A 17,813-nucleotide genomic window follows, 5' to 3' on the forward strand; every position below is an offset into this window, starting at 1 on the left:
ATCTGATGGGAAATGTCAGGGGGCTTGTCTCGAACTGATGAAGCCGTCGTGCAGACGGCCCGTGGTGAAATGTGTAATGCGCATTTGGACACCAAGGCAGAGCAACCTCACCGCGTCAAAGGTGAGGTCATATATCAGCTCCGTTGGTTTTCAGTCGACGTCGTCATGGGCGAGGGGGGAGTCGCCCATGGTTTTGCCGGTGCGCATCTTGGCTTCAAGCGGGGCTGTTGCAGTATCGCCGATTGCCAGGAGAGCTGCGGTAAGAGGCGAGGCGAGAATCAGGCCCGGCACGCCAAGGATGGTACCGAAGACGGTCTGTGACAGAATGGCGAGGGCCGGCGGCATATGCACAGCATGTCGCTGGATAAGGGGCGCCAGCACGTTGCCTTCCAGAAACTGGATCACACAGTAGAGACCGGCAACCATCAGTCCGGTTCGTGTCCCCTGCGAGAGGGCGATCAGAACCGCGGGGATCGCTCCGAGAATGGCACCGATATAAGGGATGAAGTTGCAAAGTCCGGCGACAACGCCAAGTGCCATGGCCAGAGGGACACCCAGGAAACCGAGCCCTATCCCTGACGCCAGCCCTACGGCCAGCATGTCGAAGGCCTGTCCGATGGTCCAGGACCACAATGTCGTGCCAGCGGTCAGAACAAGCTTGCGTGCCGCAGGGCGATGCCCTTCGGGGACGAGGCGCAGCATGCCATCGACATAGATTGCCGGAGAGAGGGCAAAATAGAGCCCGGCGATCAGAATGACGGCTATCGTACCGAGCAGGCCAAAAGCGCTGCTGAGGATGCCGGTTACCGAATTAGCGAGGCCCGCGCCGAGAGATGAGCCATTACCCTGCTCGTTTCCGCCAAGAGATTTCGGCAGATGATCGAGCGCGAACTGACCCCAGGTACTCGTGCCCATCTGGCTGCGTAACTGACCATACTGCGTGATGAGTGCTGCCTTGAGCTTTACGAACTGATCGCTGATCTGCGGACCGCTGAAATAAAACAGGGCTCCGATGGCGATCAGGATGATCAGCGCCACGAGCCCAACCGCGAGCTGATAAGGAATGCGTGCCTTGTCTCGCAGGATACGAGCGAGCCCATGCAGAATGACGGCAAAGAGCGTCGCTGCAAAAACGACCATGAGCACATCGCCAAGCAGCCAGAGCGCCAGAACGATGAGTGTGACAATCAGGGTAAAGCGCAGGATCTTGAAGATCTGCAGCAATTCGCGCCCGGCAGCTGGGGCGGCGTCAGAAGGATGGTCGGACATCTTATCCCGTTCTCGATAATCGGTACTGGGCTTAACGGAAACGCCTAGCTTCGGTTTGCTTCCTCGATCTCGGCTTCGGCGTTCAGCCAGCGCTCTTCTGCGGCCTGTTCTTCAACGCCAAGTGCTGCCAGCCTCGTGTTGAGCTTCGTTATCTCGCTGGCATCGCTCTTTTCATAAAGGGCCGGATCAGCGAGGCGCGCCTCTATCCTGGCGCGCTCCTTGCCCAGCAATTCCATGAGATGCTCTGCAGCTTTTGCCTCCTTGCGCAAGGGGGCGAGGGCGCGCCTTTGTTCGGCCCGGTCACGGCGCTGATCCTTACGGCCACTATTATCAGAACTGTTTTCGATGCGTGCCTCGCTGGCAACTTTTCTTGCGCGTTCGCTCAGCCAGGTTCGGTAGCCGTCCATGTCTTCATCGAAAGGGGTAATCGTGCCGTCATCGACCAGCCAGAGTCGATCGGCGACAGATTCCACGAGATGGGCGTCATGGCTGATCAGCACCACTGCGCCCTCGAAATCGCACAACGCCCTGATGAGGGCATCACGCGCATCCAGATCGAGATGGTTGGTCGGCTCGTCGAGCAGGAGAAGATGCGGGGCGTTACGAGTGGCAAGAGCCAGAAGCAGGCGGGCCTTTTCACCCCCTGACAGGTCGCCGACGCGCGATTCCGCCTTGCCGGCATCGAGCCCGAAACGGTCGAGCTGCGCCCGGACAGCCACCGGCGTCGCCTCAGGCATGGCACGGCTCATGTGATCGATCGGTGTCTCGGTAAGCACGAGTTCGTCGCCCTGATGTTGGGCGAAATAGCCGATGCGCAGCCGCGACGAGTGCTGCATGGTTCCCGCCATGGGTTCGAGCCGTCCTGCCAGCAACTTGGCAAAGGTTGACTTGCCTTTGCCGTTCTGACCGAGCAGCGCGATGCGGTCGTCAAGATCAAGGCGGCAGGAGAGATTCGAGAGAACCGCGCGGCCGTCATAGCCGATCGTGACCTTGTCCAGAGTCAGCATCGGCGGTGGGAGCGGTGTTGGTTCGGGAAAGGAGAAACGCGTCGGGCTGTCTTCGACCACTGAATCGATCTGGGGAAGGCGGGCAAGGGCCTTCAACCTTGCCTGGGCCTGACGCGCCTTTGTTGCCTTTGCGCGAAAGCGATCGACGAAAGATTGCATATGGGCGCGCTGGGCAGCCAGACGCTCTGCCGCGCGGTTCTGTTGCAGGGCCTGCTCGGTGCGGATGCGGATGAATTCGTCGTAGCCGCCCGGCGTCAGATTGATTTTGCCCTTGTCGAGATGGGCAATCGAGTCGACCACGCTATCGAGGAGCGAGCGGTCGTGACTGACCACGATGGCGGCGCCAGAGAAGGATTTGAGCCAGTTTTCGAGCCAGATGGTTGCCTCGATGTCGAGATGGTTCGTCGGTTCGTCGAGGAGAAGCAGGTCAGGATTGAGAAAAAGCGCTGTGGCGAGCGCAACGCGCATCCGCCAGCCACCCGAGAATGAAGACACTGGCCGCTGCTTTGCCTCATGATCGAATCCCAGCCCCGAAAGAATGCTGGCGGCGCGCGCCGGTGCGGTATGCGCGTCGATCACAAGAAGCCGTTCGTGGATATCGGCGAGAAGGGTCGGCTCGGAGGTCGTCTCGGCCTCGTGCAGAAGACGGGCGCGTTCAAGATCGCCCGCGAGTACTGTCTCGATCAGCGAAGCCTCGCCTTCCGGGGTTTCCTGCTTGACCCGGCCCATGCTGGCCCGGTTCGACAGCTGGATCGTGCCGCCATCGGGGTGCAGATCGCCCGCTATCGCAGCCAGCAGCGTTGATTTGCCAACGCCATTTCGTCCAACAAGGCCGATCTTGCGGCCAGGGTCGACGCTGAGTGACGCGTTGTCGAGAAGCACGCGCCCGGCGATACGCAGTGTCAGATCGGTGATGGTCAGCAGGCTCACGGCAAATTCCCAGACAGGATGGATGCTTTTGATGCCATGCGGACTATCAGGAAGTGTTGTTTTGCTCTAGGGGAGGGGCGTTCACCGCTTTTCTTTTTTGTGCAGGAGATGCCGCCATGGCCCTGGAACGTACCCTTTCGATCATCAAGCCTGACGCAACCCGTCGTAACCTGACCGGCAAGATCAACGCCGTGTTCGAAGATGCCGGCCTGCGTATCGTCGCCCAGAAGCGCATCAAGCTGACAGAAGACCAGGCCAAGGCCTTCTACGCAGTCCATGCAGAACGTCCTTTCTATGGCAGCCTCGTTTCGTCCATGCTGGCAGAGCCGGTTGTCGTGCAGGTTCTGCAGGGCGAAAACGCCGTCGCCCGTCATCGTGAAGTCATGGGCGCGACCAATCCGGCCCAGGCAGCAGAGGGCACGGTGCGCAAGCTCTATGCCGAAAGCATCGAAGCCAACTCCGTCCATGGTTCGGACAGCCTCGAAAACGCGAAGAACGAAATTGCTTTCTTCTTCGCCGAGACGGAAATCTGTGCATAAGCTGTTTCGATTTTGGAGCCATGCCACTTCTCTTATGCAGAAGCGTGGTTCGGAAATTCCGGATCTTCATCAGTAAGGCCCGTCGCTTCCCTAAGGGGACGGGCCGGAAGAAACACCTGAAAAGGCGGCCTTGTGCCGCCTTTTTTGTTACCTGCAGCCGGAGCGAGTGGGCGCTTATACCGGGGGTGTTAGAGCGTTGACGGTAATTTTTGTCACGAAAGATGAATGATACTGGATATTAACGTTGGATAAGGTTGTGTTCGATAATTTTATCTGTTTTTCGTGAGGTATCGGAAGAATCAATGAAGATTTGTTGGTAAAAAATAAGAATTATCCATTCGATCAATAATAATGAAAGAGTGTATTTGGTATGGTGTGGTCGTCTAGTAGCGTGCTGTCAGCATCCGGGTGTTCTACCAGCCCGAACCATGACACGGTTGTTCCCTTCCCGGGTAGGCCTGGACTGGCTCAGCAGGTTCAAGCCGAGATAACCGATCCGGGGATCAGTATTCTGACCTCAGATGGTCGTTCTCTAGACAAGCTCGGTATGTCAGGAGTTGAATGCTGCTATATCCTCCTTCCGGATGTTCACGAGGTGGCTTTCAGCTATCAGTGCGAAGGGCAGGAGGGGGGCGTCCTGTCTCAGGAATCCATCGCAGCCTTGATCGAAAAAATCATTGTCTCCGAGGCAGACGCGGTGTCCGAGATCAGAATGCCAAGTGCAGTCATGCCGCATTTGGAGAGCTGCGGTGACATGCGCTGGATTGAGCCCGGACGAAGCCTTTTTCTGGGCCGGAAATCACCCGATCATGTGGCCCTTCTCTCCGTTCAGCTCGCAAAGCCCTGACGACGTAGGGCGTTTCGGGGCTGGCTGGGGCGCCTTACTCGGATGTCTCAGCCCCGCGGGTTTGAGCGTAGCAGGGCTCGCGCCCTCCGCCAAGGGCGACCGTCTATCGCGGCCAGCCCCGTGCCGATCAAAGCAAGCCCTGCAATCGCATACCAGCGTATCGTTTCACCCAGAAACACGGTGCCGAGCAGCAGCGCCATGATAGGCAACAGGAAAGTTACGAGAGAAAGATTGGTGGCGCCTGCTGTAGCGAGAAGTCTGAAATAGAGAATGAAGGCCAGAGCTGTGCTAAGAAAGGCTATGCCGGCGAAAGCACCCCAGATTGTGACTGACGGCATAGCCAAGCCCCAGGGGTGATCGACCACGAGTGACACAGGCAGAACCAGCGCCGTGCTGGCGGTAAGCTGCCCGGCCGCGAGCTTGAGAGGGGGCAGCCCCCTGAACTGGCGGCCATAGACCCCGCCGAACCCATAGCTCAGAGCTGCAGTGAGGCAGGCGATCTCACCCAGCAGCGATTGCTGTGCACCTCCGCCGAACAGAGCCGGGCCAATCAGGACACCCACACCACAAAACCCCATCATGATGCCGATAATCTTGCCCCAGCGCAGTTTCTCGTCATGAGTGAAAAAATGCGCCACGAGGATGGTAAAGACCGGAGTAGTGGCGTTGAGGATGGCCGCGACGCCACTCGATATGCGCGTTTCACCAAAAGCGATAGCCGAGAATGGGATGATATTGTTCAGTGCCCCGAGCAGGAGCAACCGGAGCCAGACAGAGCGCCCCAGGGTCAGGCGATCGCCTTTGAGAAACAGAACAAGATTGAGCGCCAGCGCCGCAAGTCCCACGCGCCCGAGCACCACCGTGAAGGGCGGCACGGCTGAAACCAGTATTTTGAAAAAGAAGAAAGAGCCGCCCCAGAGCAGGGCAAGAACCAGCAATAGGCACCATTCTTCCAGCCCCATACCCCGGTCATGCGCTCGATGCATGTCTTGTCCCTGTTCGAAGTCTTCTGCGATTCGTGTTCTTCTGCCATGCGAGGTTTGTCGCCGCACCCTCAGAAGCGAAGGAGATCGACGAATTGTTTTCAAACGTGTTTTCCGGGGCGCAGCGGCATGAGACGGTGTCGATGACCCATCAATCCTGCGATATCTCACTCAGGATGCTCGGTCCGCGATTGATTGTCATGGGACCGAGCAATAGCGGCAAATCGACGCTCTCGGTATTTATTGGAAGGCTTACGGGTCTTCCGGTCGTCCATCTCGATCTTCTGCGCCATGAAGTCGGCACCTTTGATAGGTTGCGCCCCCTGGTCGATTTCCATCACGATCATGCCCAGGCAATTGCCGCCCCTTCCTGGATTATCGACGGTAATTATTCATCCTGCCTCGATCGGCGTCTCGAACGCGCAACAGGCGTGATCCTGCTGGATGAAACGACCAGGAAAAGCCTGCAGCGCTATATCGGCCGATGCCTCGGCAGGAGTGTTCGTCATGGTGGTTGGGGTGCGCAACGCGAGCCTGTGCGGCTGTCGATGGTGAAACACATCCTCGGCCCGACGCGCTCGAACAGAGAGCGTTATCGCCATTGGTTTGCCTCCTGTTCCTTGCCGAAACTTTATCTCCCGACGTCGCAGGCTGTTGCAGCATTCTGTCAGAGAGAAGAGGCTCGGAATAGGGGGGATGGACTGCAGGAAAGCCGAGTTCATCGCCCGTTTCAATGACGTACGGGAGAGAAGCTCCGACCGGCAGGGAGCAATCGCGTCGTTCCTCTTGGCTTTCCCCTACTCAGTCTTCAGGTCATTCGATGCCCAGAGCGCAGAGATCACCCTGTATCGGCAATGAGAACCTTCGTTCACCTGCGTGTGCTAGGTTAGACGCGAACACCGCGTTTGGTGGGGCACAGACGTTCCTTGCTCAGACTACGATATCACGAATTAGGGGATAGCAGATGCCTTCCACTGATCTGGTCTGACACCTGCAAAAATGCTACGCACAGGACACGAGAATTGTTTCGTAGAGAGCTTGATGCAGCCAGATAATATTCAGCAGGAACAGTTCTCCAGAATAATACCCTTCTTGACCGGCCAGAAGGTGGCGGTACTGATACCTTGTTACAATGAGGAGGTAACCGTCGGAACTGTCGTGCGCGACATGCGAATGGCACTGCCTGATGCCGCTATCTATGTCTATGATAACAACTCGACAGATCATACCATTGCTAAAGCAAGCGAGGCCGGAGCCATCATCCGTCGTGAGCGCTTGCAGGGTAAAGGCCATGTCATCAGGCGGATGTTTGCCGATATCGAGGCCGATTTTTTTGTCCTGATTGATGGTGATGGCACATACGAGGCTGCGGCTGCGCCCAAAATGATCCGCCTGGCTTTGGAAAACGCTCACGACACGGTGATGGGTGTCCGTCTGCACGAGCGTGCGGAAGCTTATCGTGCGGGGCATGTTCTAGGCAACAAAGTGCTGACGGGGCTGGTCGTAAGGCTTTTCGGCCGCGGCCAGTCGGATATGCTTTCGGGCTACAGGCTGTTCAGTCGTCGTTTCGTCAAATCGTTCCCTGCAATCTCCTCCGGGTTCGAAACCGAAACCGAGTTGACCGTCCATGCCTTGCAACTCAACATGTCCATGGGTGAAGTATCGACACGCTATGTCGAGCGCCCTGAGGGCTCGTTTTCGAAACTCAATACCTATCGTGATGGCTTCAGGATTCTTGGGACGATCATCAACCTGCTCAAGCAGGAACGTCCCTTCCTGTTCTTTGGGCTCATTGGTGTATGCCTTGCGTTAATTGGTGGCGTGACCGGCATGCGCTCAGTGCTGGATTTCATCGAAACGCACACGGTTCTGCATCTGCCTTCAGCGGTTCTGGCGACAGGGTTTGAGATCCTCGCGGCGTTGGCCCTGGTTTGCGGTGTTATTCTGAACAGCGTCGCGCTTGGTCGTCAGGAGGCAAAACGACTGGCTTATCTGGCCCTTTCGGCACCTCCCCGGATCGAGTTTTAAAAAATTCAGGCTGTTTGATCACACAAGGTTGAGTGAACGGATTCAGTGCAGTTCCATCCCAATAGCCCGGAGCCCCAGTTCTTGCGCTTATTCCTGAAAACCGGGCTGACAGTCCAGATGTCACTGCTCTACGTCTTTTTCGCCTCCTTGATGGCGATGGCATGTGTGCTGCTTACCCCTCCAGGCCAGACTCCTGATGAGCGCAATCACTTCGCAAGGCTTACGCAGATTTCACAGGGTGGATTTATTGCTATCAAAAAGGGCACCAAGGACGCCGGAGGGTATCTTCCCACAGGTATTCCGTCGGAATCGGAGCTGCTGAATTCGCTGCGCTTCAATCCAAAGGCCAAGGTGTCGAGTGAGGAGCTTCTTGCGCTCTCTGAAAGACATTGGTCTCGGGAAAAAACCTGGGTGTCTTTTCCCAATACGGCAATCTATGCGCCTATCACCTATCTTCCAGGGGCTCTTGCGACGTTCGTTGCCCGGCATACGCGAGCAACAATCCTGCAGACCAGCTACGCAATTCGAACGGTCAACGCGATCTGTGCGATAGCGCTATGCGCACTAGGTATGGCCTTGGCTCGTCGGGGCGCGCTCTATCTGGCTGTGCTTGCGAGCTTTCCAATGGTTGTAGCGCTCGGCGCCTCATGTTCGCAGGATGGTATACTTATCGGGCTTGCGATTGTTACGGCAGCGCTTCTCACTCGACTGGACACGATCAATCCTGGCTCTTCGCGTTTCTGGCTCGGCATGACATCCCTCTTTGCAATTCTTGCTGTCAGCAAGCCGCCCCTTCTTTTATGCAGCCTTATTCCGCTGGGTTATATGGCCCGTGCGCACAGGTGGCGCTATGTCCTGCCTTTCGCTGTGAGTTTGCTGGCATTTCTTTTCTGGCAGAAATTTGGTCTCAATCCGGCGAAGATACAATTCCTCGACGGCTCCGGCACTTCCGACAGCGGTCAGGTGCATTGGGTTCTGACTCATCCTTCAGCGCTTCCCGCACTCGCCCTGCATACGCTTCAAGCCCATATCAGGCACAATATTCATGAGTTTTTCGGGGTGCTGGGATGGCTCGATACAGTATTTCCGAGTTGGTTCTATGATATTTCTTATATCACGATCACCGCATCGTTCTATTTTTGTATCCATCCTGCCTTCCGCCACAAGAGCGTTCGTCAGTCTAACCGGGTAGTATTTCTTGCTATTTTTTCTATCCTGCTAGCAATCGGCGCCGTCTATTTCTCGCTTTACGTCATCTGGACTCCAGTCGGTGCACCCGTGATCGATGGTGTGCAGGGGCGTTATTTCCTGCCGATTGCGCCGTTTCTGGCGCTCATATTTCCCAAGGTCAGCGTTGAGGGGCAGGTAGCTTCTTCCCTTCGCATCCATCAGATTGCGATGCTGGCTCTGGGTCTCTTTCTTGCCATTGATATGGTCACGCTCACCTGCGTTCTGGCATCACGCTACTGGCTGGCGTGACGGAATAACGCCAGCAGGCATGAAAAAGCCCGGTGCGAGAGACCGGGCTTTTTTTTATCGTCTGTCCAGAAAAGCGGCGAGAGCTGCAGGATAAAGCTGGTGTTCCTGCTCAAGCACACGGTGTGCCAGGCTCTGCTCGGTATCGCCTTCGAGCACCTTGACCCGGGCCTGAGCGAGAACAGGGCCTTCATCGACCCCATCCGTCACGAGATGTACCGTGCATCCATGCTCCGCATCGCCAGCGGCAAGCGCGCGGGCATGCGTGTCCAGACCCGGATAGGCCGGGAGAAGGCTCGGGTGGATGTTCAGCATTCTGCCCTGCCAGCGCCCGACCAGATAGGGGGTCAGCACGCGCATGTATCCAGCGAGGCAGATGACCTCCACGCCAGCGTCGAGCAGGGCCTTGTCGATAGCCTTTTCGTGGCCGTCGCGATCTTTCGGAAAGAGACGGTGATCGATGGCGACAGCTTCAAGCCCGGCTGCGCGTGCGGTCTCAAGGCCGGGCGCGTCGGGGTTGTTGCTGAGCACGAGGGCAATGCGTGCCGGATAATCCGGTCGCGCACAGGCCTCGATCAACGCGTTCATGTTGCTGCCACGCCCACTGATGAGAATGGCGATGGGCGTTTTTGTCATCAGGAGAAGTCGACCGTGCCATCGAGCGCGTAGCGCGGGCCATTCGCCGTGATTTCACCGATGCGGTAGCCTTTTTCGCCGCGCTCCTCGAGCAGCGCCAGAACCTTGTCGGGCTTGGGCGTGACGAGAACCATACCGATACCGCAGTTGAAGACCTTGAGCATCTCGTCATGAGCGACATTGCCGGTCTGGGCCAGCCAGCGGAAGACGGGCGGTACGGGCCAGTTGCCAGCCTCGATCTGCACGCCCAGCCCTTCTGGTAGCACACGCGGCAGATTGCCCGGCAGACCGCCACCCGTGATATGGGCGCAGCCATGCAGCAGACCCGCCTTGTGCAGGGCCATGACGGTTCGGACATAGAGAGCCGTCGGGCGCAGCAGGGCTTCGGCCAGCGTGCTCCCGGGCTCGAACGGCGCTTCGCTGTTCCATTCAAGACCGCTCATGGTCTTGATGCTGCGTACGAGCGAATAGCCATTGGAATGCACGCCCGATGAGGGCAGGGCAATCAGGGCGTCGCCTTCAGCGATGCCCAAGGGAAGAAGGGCGCTGCGTTCTGCAGCGCCGACGCTGAACCCCGCCAGATCATAATGACCGGGGCCGTACATGCCGGGCATTTCAGCAGTTTCGCCGCCAACCAGAGCGCAATCAGTGTCGCGGCAGGCCTGGGCAATGCCACGCACGACGCGAGCAGCGTCTTCGACGGCGAGCTTGCCCGTGGCCAGATAGTCAAGGAAGAACAGGGGCTGCGCGCCCTGCACGACCAGATCATTGACGCACATGGCAACGAGATCGATGCCGACCGTATCATGCTGGCCGCTTTCGATGGCCACCATCAGCTTCGTGCCGACGCCATCGGTGCAGCTGACCAGGATAGGGTCGCTGAACCCGGCAGCCTTGAGGTCGAACAAGGCACCGAAGCCGCCGAGCCCACCCATGGTGCCCGGCCGGTCGGTCGATTTTGCAGCGGGTTTGATCGCCTCGACCAGCGCGTCACCGGCCTCGATGTCGACACCGGACTCGCGATAGCTCGCTGAAGGAGAGATTGGGTCGGTCATGCTGTCGCCTCGCTCGATAAACCTGGCCGGTTGCGTTACTATCCGCCCTTACTACTGGAGCCGACCCGGCTCGGAAAGGACCGGAACGGCTATTGGATGGACAAAGAGGCGCGAAATGACGGTTTGTCCCCCGGGAATGCGGCTCGGCAGCTCGCTCTGGCGCTGCGTCCGCCGCCGAGCGTAGCCGCACGCCACTTCGTCGCAGCCGCGTCGAATGCACAGGCGCGGCTCTGGCTCAACCAGACCGGATGGCCTGACAGGCGCCTTCTTCTCTGCGGGGCCGATAGCTGCGGCAAGACCCATCTGCTGCATATCTGGGCCGCACGACGCGGCGCGCGCGTGCTGGATGCCGCCAGTCTCGACCGCGCCGATATTGCCGCGTTGGCCGAAGCGCCTCCGGCTGCGCTGGCCCTTGACGGCATCGATCGGGTGACGTCCGAGCGGGCCTTGCTGCATCTGCTCAATCTGGCGCGCGAACATCGGATCACGTTGTTGATGGCGGCGCGTGTTTCGCCCATGCGACAGGCGATCATCCTGCCCGATCTGGCTAGCCGCCTGCGCGCGGTCACAATCGTGCCGATTGCGTCGCCGGAAGATTCGCTGCGCTTTACCTTGCTGCTGCGCCTGATTGCCGAGCGGCAGATGATCGTGTCCAAGCCGATACTGGACTGGCTGCTGCGCCATCTGCCCCGCACGGGCGATGCCATCGTGACGGCTGTCGAGAGGCTCGATCAGGCCGGGTTAGCCCATGGTCGTCCGCTAACCCGGGCTCTTGCCAGGGAGGTGCTGTCCGGGCTGCTTGATGAGGGTGACGAGGAGTCATTCTGCTGACGACGTCTTTGTGATGATTGGGTTAAGGGGTTTGACGTACTGCCTCTCCTGAGCCGATGCTGTATTTCTCATACGGTCAGAAACAGGGAACGCATCGCGTGACGTCGTCTTCGGAAAAAGAGTCAAAGGCTGCCTCGGTCAAGGCACCCCGAACTGCCCGAAACAGGCGTTCAAGTCCCGCCCGGGCGGCCAGGGCCGTGGCGCGTATTCCCGATCCGGGGATCGTGACCTCGCCTGCGCGATTCATCAATCGTGAACTCTCCTGGCTCGATTTCAACCAGCGTGTCATTGAAGAAGCCGAAAACAGCCGGCATCCTTTACTTGAGAGACTGCGGTTTCTGTCGATCAGCGCGAGTAATCTGGATGAATTCTATTCGGTTCGTGTCGCCGGGCTGGTCGGACAAGTGCGTGAGGGGCTGGTCGTCCCATCAGCTGATGGTCTTACGCCCGCACGCCAGCTGACGAGCGTCAGACGCAGTGCCGCCAAGCTTTTCGCCGCCCAGCAGCGCATCTGGCGTCTGTTGCGGGGCGAGCTGGCGCAGGCGGGTATTCGCTTGTGCACGCGCGATGAGCTGACCGAGGCCGAACGCGAGAGCATTGCCGCCAAATTCGAAGATGAAATCTATCCCGTTCTGACGCCGCTTGCGATCGATCCGTCTCATCCCATGCCTTTCATTCCCAATCTGGGAATGGCGCTGGCGCTGAGGCTGAATGACCCGTCCGTTCCCGGTTTTTCCATGGACGCGCTTATTCTTCTGCCGCAGCAGATCGATCGCTTCATTCGACTGCCAGCGCCGCATAAGGAAGAGCCGGATATCCGTCCGGATGTGCGCTTTGTCCTGCTGGAAGACGTGATTCGTCTCCATATTACGCGGCTTTTCCCGGGCATGGAGATCGCCGAGGGCGGGGTGCTGCGTATCATTCGTGACTCGGATGTAGAATTCGAGGATGAGGCCGAAGACCTTGTCCTGTCCTATGAGACCGCGCTCAAGCAGCGCCGCCGTGGCGTCGGCATCCATCTGGCGCTCGATGCGTCCATTCCGGAAGGAATGGGGCGCGAGTTCGCTGAAGAGCTCGATGTTGCCAAGGATGACGTGGTCATCCAGCCCGACATAATCGGTGTCGTCGATCTCAAGCAGATGATCGTCTCTGATCGTCCTGATCTGCTGTTCAAGCCCTACACACCGCGTTTTCCCGAGCGCATTCGTGACTATGACGGAGATTGTTTTGCTGCGATCCGCGCCAAGGATATCGTGGTGCATCACCCCTTCGAGAGTTTCGACGTGGTGGTGCAGTTCCTCAAGCAGGCCGCGCTCGACCCCAATGTCGTGGCCATCAAGCAGACGCTTTATCGTACGTCCCGCGATAGCCCGATCGTACGCGCCCTGATCGAGGCGGCTGAGCTTGGCAAATCCGTGACCGCCATGGTCGAGCTGCGCGCGCGCTTTGATGAAGAAGCCAATATCCGGCTGGCACGCTCGCTCGAATCGGCCGGGGTTCAGGTGGTGTTCGGTTTCACCCATCTGAAAACCCACGCCAAGCTGAGCCTTGTGGTGCGGCGTGAAGCTGGCGGACTGCGCTCCTACGCCCATTTCGGTACGGGCAATTATCATCCCATCACCGCGCGTATCTATACCGACCTCTCTTTCTTCACCTGCGACCCACAGCTTGCAGGCGATTCGGCCAAGCTGTTCAATTATATGACCGGCTACGCCACGCCTGTCGACATGGAAGCGCTCGCTTTCGCCCCGATCACCCTGCGTGATACGCTGATGGATCTGATCGATGGCGAAATCGACCACGCCAAGGCAGGTCGTCCCGCCAAGATCTGGCTGAAGATGAACAGCCTTGTCGATCCGTCACTGATCGATGCGCTTTATCGCGCCTCGCGGGCAGGCGTGAAGGTGGTGGCCATCGTGCGCGGTATCTGCTGCCTGCGTCCGGGCGTGCCCGGTCTTTCAGAGAATATCGAGATCCGTTCGATCGTAGGGCGGTTTCTGGAGCATGCGCGCATTTTCGCCTTCGGCAACGGGCATCGCATGCCCTCGCACAAGGCAAAGGTGTTCATTTCCTCGGCAGACTGGATGGGGCGGAACATGGACCGTCGTGTCGAGGCCATGGTGCCGATCTTCAATCCGACGGTTCATGCGCAGATACTGGGCCAGATCATGACAATGGACCTGCGCGATACGCTTCAAAGCTGGGTGCTTTCCTCACGAGGGGATTGGCACCGCGTGTCTCCGGGCGCTAATCCGTTCTCGGCGCATGAGTATTTCATGCACAACCCTTCGCTTTCCGGCCGTGGGTCGGCGGCGAGGGAAAAACCGCTGGACAAGGATGCGGGCCGACGCGAACGGCCCGAGCGCATCCGCGAAGATTGAGAAAGAGGGTAGAGTGACCGGTTCTGACGCGCCCCAAGGCCATCATCGCGCAGCCATCGTCGATCTCGGGTCGAATTCGGTTCGACTGGTTGTGTTCGAAGGTGTCACCCGCAACCCTGTCCCGATCTTCAACGAGAAGGCGACCTTGCGTCTGGGGCGCGGTCTGGAGCAGACGGGACGGCTCAATGAGGATGGTCTGCGCCTGTCGCGTGACGTCATGAGCCGGTTTAACGCCATTGCCCGTGCCATGGACGCCCATCCTTTCGAAGTGCTGGCCACGGCCGCAGTGCGTGATGCCAGCAATGGTCATGAATTTGTCGAGACCCTGCACGAATGCATGCCTGACGTGCCGATCCGTATCCTGTCGGGTGAGGAAGAGGCCGATTATGCTGCGACGGGCGTGCTCTGTGGTCTGCCTGATGCCGATGGTGTTGTGGCCGATATCGGCGGCGGGTCGCTTGAACTGATCCGCGTAGCCAATGGTCGCCATCATGAGGCCTGTACCAAGCCGCTCGGCGTGATTCGCCTTTCCGATCGTTCAGGAGGGGACCTCAAGCGGGCGCGCGAAGTGGTGGAAGCCGATCTCGACGATGTGGACTGGCTGCCTGCGCTCAAGGGCAAGCCGCTCTATCTGGTCGGCGGAGCGTTTCGCGCTCTGGCGCGATTGCAGATTGCGCGCACGCATTACCCGCTTAATATCGTCCATCTCTACACACTTGGTGCCGATGAGGCCCGTGAGATGGTGACATGGCTCATCGACACGCCGCGCAAGACGCTGGAGAAACTGCCGGGCTTTCCGCGCAAGCGACTGGATGATGTGCCTTTTTCGGCCACCGTTCTGCGTCGCCTGATGCGTATCGTGCAGCCATCGCAGATCATTTTCAGCGTCGATGGGCTCCGTGAGGGCTGGTATATGCGCAAGGTGGGTCAGGCTGTGGCCTCGCTCGATCCCTGCCGCGCGCTGGCCGATGAGGCGTCACAGCGTCTCAGCCGCAGCATGGAGCTTCCGGGCGATCTGGTACGCTGGACCGCGCCGCTCTTCCAGCATGAGACGCCCTCCGAAACGTCCCTGCGCGACATGGCCTGCCGCATGTCCGATATCGGGTCTTTCGATCACCCCGAATATCGGGCGGCCCAGACCTATCTGCGCGTGATGCGTATGCACGGTGTCGGCTTCGATCATCAGGCACGTGCTTTTGTCGCCATGACCCTGGCCGTACGCTATGAGGCCGACCCGGCCGATCCTTTGATGGAGGTTTCGCGTCGTTTGCTCGCACCCGATGATTGCGATCGCGCCATCCAGCTCGGCTTCGCGCTGCGTCTTGCCTATACGATCTGCGGTGGCACGGCGGCCCTCCTCAAGAACACGTCGCTCGCCATTGAAGACGGTACGCTCTGGCTGAGCCATGATTCACAAAGCAGTTTTGCAGCTGGTGGCGGTGTGAAGCGCAGACTGGATCGCCTCGCCCAGAGCATGACCCTGACGGCACAGACACGCACATGCTGATCGCCCGACTTCTGTCGCCTCTCGCAATTCTGGGCGGGGTTCTGGTTGCGGGTGTGTCTCACGCCTCGGCTGCCACCGTGGTGCACAAGGATCATGATCCTGATGCGCTCTGGAAGATCGTGCATCAGAAATGCGCGCAGGGCACGGCGCCCTGCGCCGTCTATGATGAGTCGCGCCATATAGCGCTTCTGCATTCCATCGAAGGGCGTGGTCAGTATCTTCTGATCCCGACTGACAAGGTGGCCGGAATGGAGAGTGCAGCCCTATTGCAGGCCAACCAGCCCAATTACTTTGCCGAAGCATGGTCGTATCGCGATCGGGTTGGTGCCTCCTACGGAACGCCGGTTCCCGAAACGATGCTTTCCTTGGCAATCAACTCGGCCAGAGGGCGTTCGCAGAACCAGTTGCATATCCATCTGGATTGCCTTGCGCCAGAAATACGGGCGACGCTGGACCGTGACGCGTCGCGCATTGGCTCCGACTGGGCGGTATTGCCGGACACGCTCGACGGTCATCGTTATCGGGCACGTTATCTGACCTCCCTTGATGCCTCGCCGTTTCTCGTTCTGGCGGCATCTCTCCGGCATCCGGAGACAGAGATGGGTGACCATACGCTCGTGGTGGCGCCTCTGCGTTCCGGCTATGTCTTGCTTGATGACATGGCGCAGGGCAGCGATCGCGCTTCAGGCGAGGAATTGCAGGATCACGCCTGTCTCGCTGTGATGAAGGCCCCCGCATCGAAAACGCGCTGATCGGTCAGGCTTTTGTTGGGAGGCTGATCAAAGGAGAGGTTTTTCCTTCAGATCAGTGCCTGAAGTGACAAGCCGATTTCCTGGGCGCTGTCAGCGAAGGCGCGACGGTAGCGCCATTTTTCTTTGAGGAGCGGCCTCGCCAATTGACGCGGTACCCCCCAGTTTGAGCGCTGTCGCTAAAGTTTTGTGCCCCCCTCCCGCAAGGCTATGCCGCTTGCGGGAGGGGGATGACGTGTCAGTCGATGGTCTTGAGAATGCGGCCGATGGTCTCGAAGATCCGGTCGATCTCATTCTTCTCAATGATCAGTGGCGGTGAAATGGCAAGAATATCGCCCGTGTAACGCAGCAGAAGCCCTTCATGGAAGGCGCGCTCGAATACCTCGAAAGCGCGCGTGGTCTTGGCGTTGCGAGGGGCCAATTCGATACCGGCAACGAGACCTTCATTACGGATATCGACGACATGCGGCGCGTCGCGCAGCGAGTGAGCTGCTTCCTCGAAATAAGGCGAAAGCGCTGCGGCACGCTCAAAGAGATGCTCTTCGGCATAGGTATCGAGGGTGGCAATAGCAGCAGCGCAGGCAATCGGATGGGCCGAATAGGTATAGCCATGGGGCAGGTCGATCGCTTCACGCGGCCCCTGCATGAAGGCGTTGAAAATCTCGTCAGATACGATGTTGGCGCCCATCGGAATGGTGCCGTTGGTGATCCCTTTGGCGACGGTCATGATGTCAGGCACGACACCATATTTTTCTGCGGCAAAAGAAGCGCCAAGACGACCGAAGCCTGTGATCACCTCATCGAAAATTAGCACGATGCCATGCTTCGTGCAGATCTCGCGCAGGCGTTTGAGATAGCCTTTGGGTGCGGGCAGAACGCCGGTCGATCCGGCCATTGGCTCCACAATGACGGCAGCAATATTCGAGGCGTCATGTAGCGCCACGATCCGCTCCAGATCATCTGCCAGCTCGGCCCCATGCTCGGGCAGACCGCGCGAAAACGCATTGCGACGGAGGTCGAGCGTATGGGGAAGGTGATCGACACCGGTCAGAAGCGAGCCGTAGAGCTTGCGGTTGCCAGAGATGCCACCAACAGAAATGCCGCCAAACCCGACACCATGATAGGCACGCTCGCGGCCAATCAGCCGGGTGCGGGTGCCTTCGCCCCGCAGACGGTGATAGGCAATGGCGATCTTGAGCGCGGTATCACCAGCTTCCGAACCGGAATTGCAGAAGAACACATGGTTCAGAGGATTCGGGGCGAGGCGGGCGATGCGATCGGCCGCCTGGAAGGCGAGGGGATGACCCATCTGGAAGGCCGGAGCGAAATCGAGCGTTGCGACGGCTTTCTGCACGGCCTCGACGATGCGTGGCTGACCATGACCGGCATTGACGCACCAGAGCCCGGCGCAACCATCGAGCACTTCACGCCCTTTATCGTCACGATAATACATGCCTTTTGCAGAAACGAGGATGCGGGGTGAGTCGCGAAACTGGCGATTGGCCGTAAAAGGAAGCCAGAGGGCATCGAGATTGCTGTCGGCGTTATGGGAATTCATGGCCTTCTTTCCGGCTC

At 58.8% G+C, this 17,813-nt stretch carries 15 protein-coding genes; 9 read left to right on the forward strand and 6 right to left on the reverse strand.

Features of this window, described 5'->3' with window-relative positions:
- Positions 1-150: 150 nt before the first annotated feature.
- Both AAID99_RS02800 and AAID99_RS02805 read right to left on the reverse strand, forming a co-directional pair.
- On the reverse strand, positions 151-1,269 hold the full coding sequence (locus tag AAID99_RS02800) for an AI-2E family transporter (RefSeq protein ID WP_188425242.1): 1,119 nt from the start codon (positions 1,267-1,269) through the stop codon (positions 151-153).
- A 44-nt stretch (positions 1,270-1,313) separates the two neighbouring features.
- On the reverse strand, positions 1,314-3,206 hold the full coding sequence (locus AAID99_RS02805) for an ABC-F family ATP-binding cassette domain-containing protein (protein WP_498493099.1): 1,893 nt from the start codon (positions 3,204-3,206) through the stop codon (positions 1,314-1,316).
- A 116-nt stretch (positions 3,207-3,322) separates the two neighbouring features.
- On the opposite strand from AAID99_RS02805, the gene ndk reads away from it, so the two are divergent.
- A complete protein-coding gene (ndk, locus tag AAID99_RS02810; protein ID WP_498493100.1) occupies positions 3,323-3,745 on the forward strand; it encodes a nucleoside-diphosphate kinase in 423 nt (140 codons plus the stop codon).
- Positions 3,746-4,340: 595 nt separating this feature from the next.
- Positions 4,341-4,592: a hypothetical protein gene (locus tag AAID99_RS02815; protein ID WP_188425245.1), complete on the forward strand. Its 252-nt coding sequence runs from the start codon at positions 4,341-4,343 to the stop codon at positions 4,590-4,592.
- Between the two features lie 47 nt (positions 4,593-4,639).
- Here the strand turns inward: AAID99_RS02815 and AAID99_RS02820 are convergent, their stop codons facing one another.
- Positions 4,640-5,578: a DMT family transporter gene (locus AAID99_RS02820; protein WP_498493101.1), complete on the reverse strand. Its 939-nt coding sequence runs from the start codon at positions 5,576-5,578 to the stop codon at positions 4,640-4,642.
- Between the two features lie 140 nt (positions 5,579-5,718).
- Here AAID99_RS02820 and AAID99_RS02825 point away from each other — a divergent pair, with 140 nt between their 5' ends.
- The 3 genes from AAID99_RS02825 (at position 5,719) to AAID99_RS02835 (ending at position 9,082) form a co-directional block, all read left to right on the forward strand.
- On the forward strand, positions 5,719-6,312 hold the full coding sequence (locus AAID99_RS02825; protein WP_498493102.1) for a P-loop NTPase family protein: 594 nt from the start codon (positions 5,719-5,721) through the stop codon (positions 6,310-6,312).
- A 262-nt stretch (positions 6,313-6,574) separates the two neighbouring features.
- Positions 6,575-7,603, forward strand: a complete 1,029-nt coding sequence (locus tag AAID99_RS02830; RefSeq protein ID WP_229719496.1) for a glycosyltransferase — start codon at positions 6,575-6,577, stop codon at positions 7,601-7,603.
- Positions 7,604-7,720: 117 nt separating this feature from the next.
- Positions 7,721-9,082 (forward strand): DUF2142 domain-containing protein, encoded by a 1,362-nt coding sequence (locus AAID99_RS02835; RefSeq protein ID WP_498493103.1) that lies wholly within the window; start codon positions 7,721-7,723, stop codon positions 9,080-9,082.
- A 54-nt stretch (positions 9,083-9,136) separates the two neighbouring features.
- Here the strand turns inward: AAID99_RS02835 and purN are convergent, their stop codons facing one another.
- Together purN and purM are read right to left on the reverse strand one after the other, a co-directional pair.
- Positions 9,137-9,718, reverse strand: a complete 582-nt coding sequence (purN, locus tag AAID99_RS02840; protein WP_188425417.1) for a phosphoribosylglycinamide formyltransferase — start codon at positions 9,716-9,718, stop codon at positions 9,137-9,139.
- Positions 9,715-10,770, reverse strand: a complete 1,056-nt coding sequence (purM, locus tag AAID99_RS02845; protein ID WP_498493104.1) for a phosphoribosylformylglycinamidine cyclo-ligase — start codon at positions 10,768-10,770, stop codon at positions 9,715-9,717. Before purM ends, purN begins: the two co-directional genes overlap by 4 nt.
- 123 nt (positions 10,771-10,893) lie before the next feature.
- Here purM and AAID99_RS02850 point away from each other — a divergent pair, with 123 nt between their 5' ends.
- Genes AAID99_RS02850 through AAID99_RS02865 form a run of 4 tightly spaced genes read left to right on the forward strand, consistent with a single transcriptional unit; the run spans position 10,894 to position 16,241 of the window.
- Entirely contained in the window at positions 10,894-11,601 is a 708-nt protein-coding gene (locus tag AAID99_RS02850) for an HdaA/DnaA family protein (RefSeq protein WP_498493105.1), read from the forward strand.
- 56 nt (positions 11,602-11,657) lie between these two features.
- Entirely contained in the window at positions 11,658-13,982 is a 2,325-nt protein-coding gene (locus AAID99_RS02855; RefSeq protein WP_188425248.1) for an RNA degradosome polyphosphate kinase, read from the forward strand.
- Positions 13,939-15,489 carry a Ppx/GppA phosphatase family protein gene (locus AAID99_RS02860; RefSeq protein WP_188425249.1) on the forward strand — a complete coding sequence of 517 codons (1,551 nt, stop codon included), beginning with the start codon at positions 13,939-13,941 and terminating at the stop codon, positions 15,487-15,489. The genes AAID99_RS02855 and AAID99_RS02860 overlap by 44 nt, the downstream gene beginning before the upstream one ends.
- Positions 15,483-16,241: a CDP-diacylglycerol diphosphatase gene (locus AAID99_RS02865; protein ID WP_498493106.1), complete on the forward strand. Its 759-nt coding sequence runs from the start codon at positions 15,483-15,485 to the stop codon at positions 16,239-16,241. The genes AAID99_RS02860 and AAID99_RS02865 overlap by 7 nt, the downstream gene beginning before the upstream one ends.
- 235 nt (positions 16,242-16,476) lie before the next feature.
- On the opposite strand, the gene aptA is transcribed toward AAID99_RS02865, so the two are convergent.
- Positions 16,477-17,796: an omega-aminotransferase AptA gene (gene aptA / locus AAID99_RS02870; protein WP_498493107.1), complete on the reverse strand. Its 1,320-nt coding sequence runs from the start codon at positions 17,794-17,796 to the stop codon at positions 16,477-16,479.
- Positions 17,797-17,813: the final 17 nt, after the last annotated feature.

This window comes from Asaia sp. Ae19-3 (assembly GCF_059801175.1).

Coding starts and splice junctions, on each gene's coding strand:
- purM (WP_498493104.1), bottom strand. CDS start 10,770: ATGACCGACCCAATCTCTCCTTCAGCGAGCTATCGCGAGTCCGGTGTC.
- AAID99_RS02830 (WP_229719496.1), top strand. CDS start 6,575: ATGCTACGCACAGGACACGAGAATTGTTTCGTAGAGAGCTTGATGCAG.
- AAID99_RS02825 (WP_498493102.1), top strand. CDS start 5,719: ATGACCCATCAATCCTGCGATATCTCACTCAGGATGCTCGGTCCGCGA.
- AAID99_RS02835 (WP_498493103.1), top strand. CDS start 7,721: ATGTCACTGCTCTACGTCTTTTTCGCCTCCTTGATGGCGATGGCATGT.
- aptA (WP_498493107.1), bottom strand. CDS start 17,796: ATGAATTCCCATAACGCCGACAGCAATCTCGATGCCCTCTGGCTTCCT.
- AAID99_RS02855 (WP_188425248.1), top strand. CDS start 11,658: ATGCTGTATTTCTCATACGGTCAGAAACAGGGAACGCATCGCGTGACG.
- ndk (WP_498493100.1), top strand. CDS start 3,323: ATGGCCCTGGAACGTACCCTTTCGATCATCAAGCCTGACGCAACCCGT.
- AAID99_RS02865 (WP_498493106.1), top strand. CDS start 15,483: ATGCTGATCGCCCGACTTCTGTCGCCTCTCGCAATTCTGGGCGGGGTT.
- AAID99_RS02860 (WP_188425249.1), top strand. CDS start 13,939: ATGCGGGCCGACGCGAACGGCCCGAGCGCATCCGCGAAGATTGAGAAA.
- AAID99_RS02820 (WP_498493101.1), bottom strand. CDS start 5,578: ATGCATCGAGCGCATGACCGGGGTATGGGGCTGGAAGAATGGTGCCTA.
- AAID99_RS02800 (WP_188425242.1), bottom strand. CDS start 1,269: ATGTCCGACCATCCTTCTGACGCCGCCCCAGCTGCCGGGCGCGAATTG.